General features: G+C 67.5%; 12 protein-coding genes and 1 pseudogene. 11 read left to right on the top strand and 2 right to left on the bottom strand.

Annotated elements, in window-relative coordinates:
• From WKI94_RS10390 to purB, 3 genes are all read left to right on the top strand, one after another.
• The coding region (locus WKI94_RS10390; RefSeq protein ID WP_337845665.1) for an alpha-amylase family glycosyl hydrolase at nucleotides 1-684 on the top strand (684 nt) is incomplete at its 5' end.
• A gap of 4 nt (nucleotides 685-688) precedes the next feature.
• Nucleotides 689-859, top strand: coding sequence for a hypothetical protein (locus WKI94_RS10385; RefSeq protein WP_337845664.1), 171 nt, complete (start codon nucleotides 689-691; stop codon nucleotides 857-859).
• A gap of 13 nt (nucleotides 860-872) precedes the next feature.
• Nucleotides 873-2,183, top strand: coding sequence for an adenylosuccinate lyase (gene purB, locus WKI94_RS10380; RefSeq protein WP_337845663.1), 1,311 nt, complete (start codon nucleotides 873-875; stop codon nucleotides 2,181-2,183).
• Between the two features lie 107 nt (nucleotides 2,184-2,290).
• On the opposite strand, the gene WKI94_RS10375 is transcribed toward purB, so the two are convergent.
• Entirely contained in the window at nucleotides 2,291-2,854 is a 564-nt protein-coding gene (locus WKI94_RS10375; RefSeq protein ID WP_337845662.1) for a Uma2 family endonuclease, read from the bottom strand.
• A gap of 96 nt (nucleotides 2,855-2,950) precedes the next feature.
• Between WKI94_RS10375 and purC the strand changes: the two genes are divergently transcribed.
• Genes purC through purF form a run of 6 tightly spaced genes read left to right on the top strand, consistent with a single transcriptional unit; the run spans nucleotide 2,951 to nucleotide 8,836 of the window.
• On the top strand, nucleotides 2,951-3,640 hold the full coding sequence (purC, locus tag WKI94_RS10370) for a phosphoribosylaminoimidazolesuccinocarboxamide synthase (RefSeq protein WP_337845661.1): 690 nt from the start codon (nucleotides 2,951-2,953) through the stop codon (nucleotides 3,638-3,640).
• Nucleotides 3,641-3,642: 2 nt separating this feature from the next.
• A complete protein-coding gene (gene purS, locus WKI94_RS10365; RefSeq protein ID WP_337845660.1) occupies nucleotides 3,643-3,891 on the top strand; it encodes a phosphoribosylformylglycinamidine synthase subunit PurS in 249 nt (82 codons plus the stop codon).
• The gene (gene purQ / locus WKI94_RS10360) at nucleotides 3,888-4,565 is read left to right on the top strand and encodes a phosphoribosylformylglycinamidine synthase subunit PurQ (RefSeq protein ID WP_337845659.1); all 678 of its coding nucleotides are present in this window, start codon (nucleotides 3,888-3,890) and stop codon (nucleotides 4,563-4,565) included. Before purS ends, purQ begins: the two co-directional genes overlap by 4 nt.
• The gene (locus WKI94_RS10355) at nucleotides 4,562-5,275 is read left to right on the top strand and encodes an HAD family hydrolase (protein ID WP_337845658.1); all 714 of its coding nucleotides are present in this window, start codon (nucleotides 4,562-4,564) and stop codon (nucleotides 5,273-5,275) included. The genes purQ and WKI94_RS10355 overlap by 4 nt, the downstream gene beginning before the upstream one ends.
• Nucleotides 5,275-7,452 (top strand): phosphoribosylformylglycinamidine synthase subunit PurL, encoded by a 2,178-nt coding sequence (purL, locus tag WKI94_RS10350; RefSeq protein ID WP_337845657.1) that lies wholly within the window; start codon nucleotides 5,275-5,277, stop codon nucleotides 7,450-7,452. The genes WKI94_RS10355 and purL overlap by 1 nt, the downstream gene beginning before the upstream one ends.
• Nucleotides 7,445-8,836, top strand: coding sequence for an amidophosphoribosyltransferase (gene purF / locus WKI94_RS10345; protein ID WP_337845656.1), 1,392 nt, complete (start codon nucleotides 7,445-7,447; stop codon nucleotides 8,834-8,836). Before purL ends, purF begins: the two co-directional genes overlap by 8 nt.
• 17 nt (nucleotides 8,837-8,853) lie before the next feature.
• On the opposite strand, the gene WKI94_RS10340 is transcribed toward purF, so the two are convergent.
• Nucleotides 8,854-9,120, bottom strand: a complete 267-nt coding sequence (locus tag WKI94_RS10340) for a hypothetical protein (protein ID WP_337845655.1) — start codon at nucleotides 9,118-9,120, stop codon at nucleotides 8,854-8,856.
• 46 nt (nucleotides 9,121-9,166) lie between these two features.
• On the opposite strand from WKI94_RS10340, the gene glyA reads away from it, so the two are divergent.
• Nucleotides 9,167-10,390, top strand: coding sequence for a serine hydroxymethyltransferase (gene glyA, locus WKI94_RS10335; RefSeq protein ID WP_337845654.1), 1,224 nt, complete (start codon nucleotides 9,167-9,169; stop codon nucleotides 10,388-10,390).
• Nucleotides 10,391-10,867: 477 nt separating this feature from the next.
• Nucleotides 10,868-11,051, top strand: a pseudogene (locus tag WKI94_RS10330) (transposase); the annotation flags it as partial.

The following is an 11,051-nucleotide window of genomic DNA, read 5'->3' as shown; positions in this document are numbered from 1 at the left end:
TACGATGCCGTCCCCACCCTAAGGGCCCACACCCTGGACGGGGCCATGCACTACGCGGGTTTCGCCCACCCGGTCATGGCCTGGCTTTCGGGCCGGGACCACCAGGGGCGTCCCGTGGCCTTGGACGTGGAGGCCCTTTGGAGGGTGCTTTACGACCACTACGCCGCCCTGCCCTTAGGGCTTCGGCAGAGCATGTACACCCTCCTCTCCTCCCACGACATCCCCCGGGCCCTTTGGCGGCTCCGGGGGGATGGGGAGCGGCTTAGGCTGGCCTACGCCCTTCTTTTCGCCTTCCCGGGAAGCCCGGCGATCTATTACGGGGACGAGGTGGGCCTCTCCCAGCCGAACCCCTACGAGGAGTGGGGGGGCGACCCCTACTGCCGCGCCCCCTTTCCTTGGGACGAGGGCCTTTGGGACAAGGGGCTTCTCGCCTTCATCAAAAGGCTCGTGGCCTTGAAGAAGGCCCTTCCCCCCTTGCGGCAAGGAGGCCTCCTTCCCCTAAAGGCTCCTAAAGGGGTGCTGGCCTTCAGGCGGCGCCTTGGGGGGGAGGAGGTTTGGGCCTTCTTCGCCCCCGAAGGGGCCAGGCTCCGGCTGCCTCGGGGGGAGGACCTGCTGAGCGGGGAGCCTTTGGAAGGGGAAGTGGAGCGCACCCTTCTCCTCTTCCGGCCCGCCTCGCTATCCTGAGGGCATGCCGGGCTTTAGGCGCTTGCTTAAGCTGGTGCGCCTCCGGCGGGCTTGGCGGGCCCTTCCCCCCGGGCGGCGAGCCGAGCTTCTCGCCCTCCTCCTAAGCCTCTTCCCCTTCAGGCCCCTCAGGTGGCTGGGGGCCCTTTTAGGCTTCTGGGCCGCGCTGAAGAGGTGATAGCCTAAGGACCATGATCGCCCGCTACCAAACGGAGGAGATGCGATCCCTCTGGTCCGAGGTGGGCCGCTACCGGACCTGGGCCCTGGTGGAGGTCTACGCCCTCGAGGCCTGGGAAGCCCTGGGGGAGGTCCCTAAGGGCACCGCGGCAAGGCTCCTAAAGGCCCTGGAGGAGAAGCCCCTGGACGAGCGCTTTGCGAAGCGGGTGGCGGAGCTTGAGGAGGTCACCCGGCACGACCTCGTGGCCTTCACCCGGGCCCTGGTGGAGTGGACGGGGGACGAGGAGGTGGCCCGCTACCTGCACCTTGGCCTCACCAGCTCGGACATCGTGGACACCGCCCAGAACTACCTCCTGAAGGAGGCCCTAGGCCTGGTGCTGGAGGAGCTTAAGGGGGTGGAGGAGGCCCTAAGGGCCCTTGCCCTCCGCTACCGGAAGACCCCGGCCATCGGCCGCACCCACGGGGTGCACGCGGAGCCCACGAGCTTCGGCCTCCGCTTTCTCTCCTTCTTTGCCGCCTTCCTCCGGGACGAGGAAAGGCTTAAGCGGGCCCGGGAGGCCATCGGGGTGGCCATGCTCTCGGGGTCGGTGGGGAACTACGCCCACGTGCCCCCCGAGGTGGAGGCCCACGTGGCCCAGAGGCTGGGCCTGGTCCCGGAGCCCATCTCCACCCAGGTGGTGCCCCGGGACCGGCACGCGGAGGCCCTTTGCGCCCTGGCCCTCCTTGGGGGGAACCTGGAGCGGGTGGCGGTGGAGCTCCGCCACCTCCAGCGCACGGAGGTCCTCGAGGCCCAAGAACCCTTTCGGGAGGGGCAGACGGGAAGCTCCTCCATGCCCCACAAGAAAAACCCCGTGGGCCTGGAGAACCTCACCGGCATGGCCCGCCTCCTTCGGGGCTACCTCGGGCCTACCTTGGAGAACATCGCCCTTTGGCACGAGCGGGACATCGCCCACTCCTCTGTGGAAAGGGTGATCCTCCCGGACGCCACCACCTTGGCCCACTACGCCCTTAGGCGGCTTAAGGGGATCCTGGAGGGCCTGGTGGTCTTTGAGGACCGCATCCGGGCCAACCTGGACCTCACCCGGGGCCTGGTCTACTCCCAAAGGGTCCTGAACGCCCTCATCGCCCACGGGCTTCCCCGGGACCAGGCCTACGCCCTGGTGCAGCGGAACGCCCTGAAAAGCTGGGAAGAGGGCCTTCCCTTCCGGGACCTTTTGGAAAGGGATCCGGAGAACCCCCTAAAGGGCGAGGCCCTCGCCGCCCTCTTTGACCCCGGCTACTACCTCCGCCACGTGGACGCCATCTACGCCCGCTTTGGGCTTTGAGCACCTCGGCGTTGAAAAATCCCCACCATGGGTAAAGGCCTGCTGGATCAGCTGCCAGGCTACCCCGGCCCTTTTCCTCCGGCCCATGCTTAGGAAGCTTCCAGGCCTTACCAGAGGGCCCTCGGCCGCAGGAGGAAGCCCGGCAGTTCCGGGTCCAGGGGGACCGCCTCCGGGTCTTCCAGCCGTAGGGGTTCTTGGCCGGGGCGGAACACCTCCACGGTGCGCGCGTAGGGGTCCACCAGGACCCCAAGGCGCACCCCATTCCGGAGATACAGGCCCATCTTGGTCCGGAGTTCCTCGGGGCTTTGGGAGGGGGAGCGGACCTCAAAGGCCGCATCGGGGGCCAAAGGGGGAAAGCCCTCCTTTTCCGCTTCCGAAAGGCCCTCCCACCGCTTTAGAGCTAGCCACGCCGCATCGGGGGATAGGATGGACCCGTCCGGCATCCTGAACCCTGTGGAAGCGTCAAAAACCACCCCCAGTCCCGTTTCCTCGTTCCAGCGGGCCAGCTGGTAGGCCAGCAGTAGGCTCCGCCTTCCGCTTTGGCCACCCGTGGGGCTCACCCAAAGCCTCCCTTCGGCCGTCCTTTCCAGCTGGTAGCCGGGGTTGAGCTCGCTTAAGCGGCGAAGCTCTTCCTCCGTCACCGGATGGGATAGCTGGAGGGCTAGGGCCATCTCTCCATCCATTGTGCCACGGCGGGCTTGGCCCTTCATCCCTCCCTTGCGCAGGGTAGAATGGCCTTAGAGGGCCCTTTAGGCCTAGGAGTAGGCATGGAGAAGCTATACGAGGGCAAGGCGAAGATCCTCTACGCCGATGGGGAACACATCCGCGTCTACTTCAAGGACGAGGCCACGGCCTTTAACGCCCAAAAGCGGGGGGTGATCCCGGGCAAGGGGGTGGTGAACAACAAGGTTTCCGCGGCCCTCTTCCGCCTCCTCGAGGCCTATGGCATCCCCACCCATTTCCTGGAAGAGCTTTCCGACCGGGAGATGCGGGTGAAGCGGGTGGAGATCATCCCCCTGGAGGTCATCGTCCGTTACCGGGCGGCGGGCAGCTTTGCCCGGCGCTATGGGCTTAAGGAGGGCGCCCCCCTTAAGGCCCCGCTGGTGGAGTTTTCCCTAAAGGACGACGCCCTGGGGGACCCCTTGATCTGCAAGGAGGCGGTGCTTACCCTGGGGCTCGCCACGGAAGAGGAGGTGGAAACCCTTTCCCGCCTGGCCCTGAAGGCGGGGGAGGTCCTAAAGGCCTTTTTCCTGGAGCGGGGGCTCGAGCTCATAGACTTCAAGCTGGAGTTCGGCCGTCACGGGAGGGAGATCCTCCTCGCTGACGAGATCAGCCCGGACACCATGCGGCTTTGGGACCTGAAGACGGGAGAACCCATGGACAAGGACCGTTTCCGCAAGGACCTGGGGGGCGTGGAGGAGGCTTACCGGGAGGTCCTGAGGCGGGTTTTGGGGTGAAGATGCGCTACCAGGCGACCATCCTTATAGAGTTGAAGGAGGGCATCCTGGACCCTCAGGGCCGGGCGGTGGAGGGGGTCCTGAAGGGCCTGGGCCACGCAGTGGAGGCGGTGCGGGTGGGGAAGGTTTTGGAGGTGGTCTTCCCCGCGGGGGATGCGGAGGAGGCCCGGGAAAAGGCCGAGGCCATGGCCCGGCTCCTGGCCAACCCGGTCATGGAGACCTGGACGCTGGAGGCCTTGAAACCCCTATGAGGTGGGCCATCGTCCGCTTCCCTGGTTCCAACTGCGACGAGGATGCCCGCTTCGCCCTGGAGAAGGCGGGGGTGGAGGCGGCCTTCGTCTGGCACACCGAGCGGGACCTGAGGGGCTTTGACGGGGTCTTCCTTCCCGGGGGCTTCAGCTACGGGGACTACCTCAGGGCGGGGGCCCTGGCGGCCAAGAGCCCCATCATGGAGGAGGTGCGGCGTTTTGCTCGGGAGGGGCGGTACGTGGTCGGGGTGTGCAACGGCTTCCAGATCCTCACGGAGGCTGGGCTCCTTCCGGGGGCCCTCCTCGCCAACCTCAACCTCCACTTCACCTGCCGCTTTGTGGGGGTGCGGGTGGAGCGGAACGATCTCCCTTTCACCCGGCTTTACGAGAAGGGGCAGGTCCTAAGGCTTCCCATTGCCCACGCCGAGGGGCGCTACTACGCCGACCCCGAGACCTTGAGGCGCCTCGAGGGCGAGGGCCTCATCCTCTTCCGCTACGCTCCCCTCCAGGGGGAGGCGGACTATAATCCCAATGGAAGCCTTCTGGACATCGCGGGCATTGTAAACGAGGGGGGGAACGTGCTCGGCATGATGCCCCACCCCGAGCGGGCGGTGGACGAGATCCTGGGAGGGGTGGATGGCCTGCCCCTCTTTCTGGGCCTGAAGGAGGGAAGATGAAACCCAAAGCCATCACCTTTGATTTCTGGGGCACCCTCTTCACCGAGGGACCGGCGTTTTTGGAGAAAGTCATGCCCGCGCGCTACGAGATTCTCCTGGACGCCCTCTCCGAGGCCGGGCACCCCGCGGAGGAGGGGGAGGTGCGGGAGGCCTACCGGCAGGCGGCCTTGGCCTTTGAGGAGGCCTGGCGGGCGGGGGAGCACATGCCTACCTACGACCGGGTGGCCCGCATCTTCGCCCTCCTGGGCGCCCCCCACGACCCCGGCCTCATCGCCCTCACCGCAAGGAGGCTGGAGGAGAGCTCCCTCCTGGTGGACCTCACCCCCTTGCCGGGGGTTTTTGCCCTCAAGGAGCTCGCCAGGAAGTACCCCTTAGCCATCGTCTCCGACACCGGCCTCACCCCGGGCAGGCTCCTTCGGGAGCACCTCAAGCGGCAGGGGCTGGACCTCTTCCAGGCCTATAGCTTTTCCGACGAGACAGGCTACGTGAAGCCCCGCCCCGAGGCCTTCCGGGCGGCCCTCGAGGCCCTGGGCGTGGCTCCGGAGGAGGCCCTCCACGTGGGGGACCTGCCCCACACGGACATCAAGGGGGCCTTTGGGGCGGGCTACCCCTGGGCGGTCCAGTACGTGGGTCTGAAGGAGGTGAATGGGGAGGTGAAGCCCACGGCCAAGGTGAAGGACCACCGCGAGCTCCTCCCCCTGCTCCTGTGATGGAGGCCTTGGCCCGCGAGCTCGGCATCCCCGAAGGGGAGTACCGGGAGATCCAAAAGCGCTTGGGCCGGGCGCCCAACCCGGTGGAGCTCCACCTCTTCCGGGTCATGTGGAGCGAGCACTGCGCCTACAAGAACTCCCGCCCTCTCCTAAAGGAGCTCCCCAAGGAGGGGGAGGCCGTCCTCCAGGGCCCGGGGGAGAACGCGGGGGTGGTGCGGATCGGGGAAGGATGGGCGGTGGCCTTCAAGATAGAAAGCCACAACCACCCCTCCGCGGTGGAGCCCTTCCAGGGGGCGGCCACGGGGGTGGGGGGGATCATCCGGGACGTGATGAGCATGGGGGCCAGGCCCATCGCCCTATTGGACTCCCTGCGCTTTGGCCCCCCTTGGGAGGCGAGAAGCCGCTACCTCTTTAAGGGGGTGGTCTCGGGCATCGCCTTCTACGGGAACGCCATTGGGGTGCCCACCGTGGGGGGGGACCTCTACTTCCACGAAGGCTACCGGGAAAACCCCCTGGTGAACGCCATGTGCATCGGCCTCCTGCGGGAGGAGAAGCTCAAGCGGAGCCGGGCTTCCTTGGGCCGGCCCATCTACTACGCCGGGGCCAAGACGGGGCGGGACGGGATCGGCGGGGCGGCCTTCGCCAGCGAGGAGCTTTCCGAGGACAAGGAGAAAGACCGGCCCGCGGTCCAGGTGGGGGACCCCTTTTTGGGGAAGCTCCTCATGGAGGCCACCCTCGAGGCCATAGAGGCCGACCTGGTGGAAGGCGTGCAGGACATGGGGGCCGCGGGGCTGACCAGCAGCCTGGCGGAGCTCGCCCACAAGTCGGGCCTCGGGGTGGAGCTCTTCCTGGACCGGGTCCCCACCCGGGAGGAGGGGATGGGCCCCATAGAGCTTCTCCTTTCCGAAAGCCAGGAGCGCATGGTCCTGGTGCCCAAGGAGGGGAAGGAGGAGGCCCTGGAGGGGGTCTTCCGCAAGTGGGGCTTAGACTGCGTGCCCATCGCCCGCACCATCCCCGAACCCCTTTTCCGGGTCCGCTTCCGGGGGGAGGTGGTGGCCGAGGTGCCCACGGAGGCCCTGGCCGAGGCCCCCACCTACGTGCGCATCGCCCAGGAGGACCCCGAGATCCGGAAGAGGCGCGAGGCCCCGGTGCCCCCCCTGGACGTGGATCCCCAAGAAGCCCTCCTTCGGCTCCTCGCCTCCCCCAACCTGGCAAGCCGGGAAGCGGTCTACGAGCGTTACGATCACCAGGTGGGCACCCGCACCGCCCTCCTACCGGGCCAGGGGGATGCGGCCGTGCTCTGGATCAAGGGCACCCACCTGGCCGTGGCCGCCAAGGTGGACCAGAACCCCCGCTATAGCCTTTTGGACCCCTACCTGGGGGCGGTGCACGCCCTGGCCGAGGCCAGCCGCAACGTCTCCGTGGTGGGGGCGAGGCCCCTGGCCTACACCGACGGGCTCAACCTGGGAAGCCCCGAGACCCCGGAGGGCTACCACGAGCTTCGGGAGACCGTGCGCGGCCTGAAGGAGGCGAGCCTGGCCCTAGGCCTTCCCGTGGTCTCGGGGAACGTCTCCCTCTACAACGAGGCGGGGGGGCGGCGCATCCCCCCCACGGCCATGGTGGGGGTGGTGGGGGTCTTGGACGTGCGCCGGCGGGCCAGCCTGGGCTTCAAGAGGGCGGGGGAGGTGATCCTCCTCCTCGGGGAGGAAAGGGGGCATCTGGGCGCCAGCGAGGCCCTTTGTGTCCTGAAGGGCCTCGAGGTGGGAAGCCCCCCGCCCATAGACCTCGTCCGGGAGAAGGCGGTGCAGGCGGCCATCCGGGCCCTGGTGGCGGAAGGCCTCACGGACACCGCCCACGACCTGGCGGAAGGGGGGCTTTTGGTGGCCCTTGCGGAGATGACCTTCCCCCACGGGGTGGGGGCCACGGTAGAGGTCAGGGAAAGGGGCTTAGAGGCCCTCTTCGGTGAGGCTCCAAGCCGCATCCTCTTTACCGTTCCCAAGGCCAAGCTCCCCGAGGCCACAGCCCGCCTCGAGGCCCAGGGCCTGCCGTACCGGGTCCTGGGGGAGACGGGGGGGAGGACCCTCACGGTCCTGACTCCGGAAGGGGTGCTAGAGTGGGGGGTGGAGGAGCTCCTCGAGGCCTGGAAGAGGCCCCTAAGGGAGGTGCTGGATGGATAAGCCCCAGGAGGAGTGCGGGGTTTTAGGGCTTTGGAGCAAGGAGCCCTTGGACGCGGCGGGGCTTCTCCACCTGGGCCTCCTTGCCCTCCAGCACCGGGGGCAGGAGGCGGCGGGGATCGCGGTCTCCGACGGGCGGGAGTTCGCGGTGGAGAAGGACTTAGGCCTGGTGAACCAGGTCTTCACGGAAGAACGCCTCGCCCGCCTCCGCCTCCCCGGGGCCCGCTTGGGCCTCGCCCACGCCCGCTACTCCACCACAGGCTCCAACCTGCGCTTCAACGCCCAGCCCCTCACCGCCCGCACCGTCCAGGGGGTTTTGGCCATCGCCCATAACGGGAACTTCGTGAACGCCAAGCCCCTCCGGGACCGCCTCCTAAAGGAGGGGGCCACCTTCCAGAGCACCACGGACACCGAGGTCATGCTCCTCCTCCTCGCCCGCATGGGCCACCTTTCCCTGCCCGAGGCCGCGGCGGAGGCCATGCGCCTCTTAGAGGGGGGGTACTCCATCCTCCTCATGGACCGGAGCACGGTGGTGGCCCTGAGGGACCCCCACGGGGTGCGCCCCCTGGTCATCGGGAAGGCCCCTTGGGGCTATGCCTTCGCCTCCGAGCCCCCGGCCCTCGCCCTTATGGGGGCGGAGTACCTAAGGGACGTTCGCCCCGGGGAGGTGGTCTGGGTGGAGGAGGGGGAGCTGAGAAGCCTCCAGGCCCTTCCTCCAAGCCCCACCCCGTGCGCCTTTGAGTGGATTTATTTTGCCCGGCCGGATAGCCTCCTGGACGGGGTGGAGGCCTACGCCGCCCGGGTAAGGATGGGGGAGGAGCTTTTCCTCGAGGCCCCCGCGGAGGCCGACATGGTGGTGCCCGTGCCGGATTCGGGCATCGGGGCCGCGGTGGGCTACGCCCGGGCCTCGGGCCTGCCCCTGGAGTTCGGGCTTTACAAAAACCCCTACGCGGGCCGCACCTTCATCCAGCCCACCCAGGAGCTTCGCGACCTGAAGACTAGGCTCAAGCTTTCCCCCACGGGCGCCGTGAAGGGCAAGCGGGTGGTGCTCATAGACGACTCCATCGTGCGGGGCACCACCAGCAGAAGGATCGTACGGATGCTGAAAGAGGCGGGGGCGCTTGCGGTCCACTTCCGGGTGAGTAGCCCCCCCATCCGCTTCCCCTGCTACTACGGCATAGACACCGCGGCCCGCAAGGAGCTCATCGCCGCGGAGAAGAGCGTGGAGGAGATCCGGGCCTACATCGGGGCGGACTCCTTGGCCTTCCTCTCGGAAGAAGGGGTTTTGAGGGCCATCGGCCGGCCCGTGTGCCTGGCCTGCTTCAACGGACACTACCCCGCCGGGGTTCCCAAGGAAGGGGAGAAGCTGGCGCTGGAAATCCTCTAACTTTCTTTTCAAAACCTTTAGCCCCTGCGCCGCGCCAGGAACACCCCAAGGCCAAGCCCGCCCAGAAAGCCCAGGAGGAGGAAGGCGAAGGCGAAGGCCCCCGTGGAGGCCAGGTGCCAGCCGAAGAACCAGTAGCTGCACACCGCGTACCGCTCCACCTGGACCCGGACCAGCTCGGGGAGGTCGCGGCTCGTGGTGAAGTTGATGAGGATAATGGTGAGAAGCAGGATAAGAACGGCGAGGCCAATCCCCCACTTGAACCAGGTGAAGGCGTTCCCTTTCATGCCCTAAGCTTACCGGATGGGGCCTGGGCTGGAGTATAATCCGCCCATGCTGGGGACCAGGGTGCGGGACGAGGAGATCTTCCGGCTCATCGCCCTCGAGGAGAAGCGCCAGCGGGAGGGCCTAGAGCTCATCGCCAGCGAGAACTTCGTCTCCCAGGAGGTCCGGGAGGCGGTGGGGAGCGTCCTCACCAACAAGTACGCTGAGGGCTACCCCGGGGCCCGCTACTACGGGGGGTGCGAGGTCATAGACCAGGTGGAGGGTCTGGCCATTGCCAGGGCCAAGGCCCTCTTCGGCGCGGCCTGGGCCAACGTCCAGCCCCACTCTGGTTCCCAGGCCAATATGGCCGTCTACATGGCCCTCATGGAGCCCGGGGACACCCTTATGGGCATGGACCTGGCCTCGGGGGGCCACCTCACTCACGGGGCCAAGGTGAACTTCTCCGGAAAGCTTTACAAGGTGGTCTCCTACGGGGTGGATCCAGAGACGGAGCGGATAGACCTCGAGGCGGTGCGCCGCCTGGCCCTAGAGCACCGGCCCAAGGTCATCGTGGCCGGGGCCAGCGCCTACCCCCGCTTCTGGGACTTTGAGGCCTTCCGCCGGATCGCGGACGAGGTGGGGGCCTATCTGGTGGTGGACATGGCCCACTTCGCGGGGCTCGTGGCCGCGGGCCTCCACCCCAGCCCCGTGCCCCACGCCCACGTGGTGACCAGCACCACCCACAAGACCCTAAGGGGCCCGAGGGGCGGGCTCATCGTGGGGAACGATCCCGAGCTTGGGAAGAAGGTAGACAAGCTCATCTTCCCCGGCATCCAGGGCGGCCCCCTAGAGCACGTCATCGCCGGAAAGGCGGTGGCCTTCTTTGAGGCCCTCCAGCCGGAGTTCAAGGAGTACAGCCGCCTGGTGGTGGAAAACGCGAAGCGGCTTGCCCAGGAGCTTGCGGAAAGGGGCTACCGCATCGTCACCGGGGGCACGGACAACCACCTCATGCTGGTGGACCTCCGCCCCAAGGGCCTCACGGGCAAGGAGGCGGAGGAGCGGCTGGACGCGGTGGGCATCACCGTGAACAAGAACGCCATCCCCTTTGACCCCAAGCCCCCTAAGGTGACCTCCGGCATCCGCCTCGGCACCCCCGCCATCACCACCAGGGGCTTCACCCCGGAGGAGATGCCCCTGGTGGCCGAGCTCATTGACCGCGCCCTCACCGAGGGGCCTTCCGAGGCCCTTCGGGAAGCCGTGCGCCGGCTTGCCCTGGAGCACCCCCTGCCCTAGGGCCGCACCGTGCGGATGAAGGCGGCCTTAGGGGCAGGTCCTCCCGGTCCATAGGGCAACCGAAGCGGCGCAGGTCCCCGGCAAGGAGGTGGGTGGCCCGCGCCGCCACCACTGCCAGTGCGGGGAGGTCCTTTTCCGGGAGGAGGTCCACCATCCAGGGTTCGGGCCTGGCCTCGGGCACCTGTTGCATGGGTTCTAGGAGCGCTTCCCAATGCTGGAGGATCTGGGGGTTCAGGTTTCGGAGGGCCTCCAGCAAAACCGGCTGGTGCAAGGCCTAAACCGGCTTTCCAGCTTCCCATAGGGTGGCTCAAAACTCGCACCTATGCTCCGGCTTCAGGTTTATGCAGGGAGACCACTTGAAAGGGGCTGCCGGTTTCCCGGCTGATGACGTGTAGCATGAACCCCGCAGCCCAAGCCCTACTCTGGCGCATCCTGGCCCTCCTGCCAAGCCCCCACCTCCGGGATTCCCTCAAAGCCCTGCTTTTCCTCCTCCTCCAAGGCCATGGCAAGGCAAGACCCCAGCACAGCAAAACCAAATCCCCCTCCGCCCTCTCCCGCTTCCTCAACCTACCCCTGGCCCACCCGCGCCCTCATCCGCCCGGAGAAGCGGGGCCAGTTCGGGGCCTTGCCCCTCTCCTTCTTCCACGGAAGGTGGGGCCTC

The sequence above is a fragment of the Thermus sp. genome, from assembly GCF_037444525.1.
Taxonomy (GTDB): Bacteria; Deinococcota; Deinococci; order Deinococcales; family Thermaceae; genus Thermus.
This window is presented reverse-complemented; position numbering and strand designations above follow the sequence as displayed.

What these genes read in the sequence shown, in the direction of transcription:
- WKI94_RS10385 (WP_337845664.1), top strand. Translation starts at nt 689, where the DNA reads ATGCCGGGCTTTAGGCGCTTGCTTAAGCTGGTGCGCCTCCGGCGGGCT.
- purB (WP_337845663.1), top strand. Translation starts at nt 873, where the DNA reads ATGATCGCCCGCTACCAAACGGAGGAGATGCGATCCCTCTGGTCCGAG.
- WKI94_RS10375 (WP_337845662.1), bottom strand. Translation starts at nt 2,854, where the DNA reads ATGGCCCTAGCCCTCCAGCTATCCCATCCGGTGACGGAGGAAGAGCTT.
- purC (WP_337845661.1), top strand. Translation starts at nt 2,951, where the DNA reads ATGGAGAAGCTATACGAGGGCAAGGCGAAGATCCTCTACGCCGATGGG.
- purS (WP_337845660.1), top strand. Translation starts at nt 3,643, where the DNA reads ATGCGCTACCAGGCGACCATCCTTATAGAGTTGAAGGAGGGCATCCTG.
- purQ (WP_337845659.1), top strand. Translation starts at nt 3,888, where the DNA reads ATGAGGTGGGCCATCGTCCGCTTCCCTGGTTCCAACTGCGACGAGGAT.
- WKI94_RS10355 (WP_337845658.1), top strand. Translation starts at nt 4,562, where the DNA reads ATGAAACCCAAAGCCATCACCTTTGATTTCTGGGGCACCCTCTTCACC.
- purL (WP_337845657.1), top strand. Translation starts at nt 5,275, where the DNA reads ATGGAGGCCTTGGCCCGCGAGCTCGGCATCCCCGAAGGGGAGTACCGG.
- purF (WP_337845656.1), top strand. Translation starts at nt 7,445, where the DNA reads ATGGATAAGCCCCAGGAGGAGTGCGGGGTTTTAGGGCTTTGGAGCAAG.
- WKI94_RS10340 (WP_337845655.1), bottom strand. Translation starts at nt 9,120, where the DNA reads ATGAAAGGGAACGCCTTCACCTGGTTCAAGTGGGGGATTGGCCTCGCC.
- glyA (WP_337845654.1), top strand. Translation starts at nt 9,167, where the DNA reads ATGCTGGGGACCAGGGTGCGGGACGAGGAGATCTTCCGGCTCATCGCC.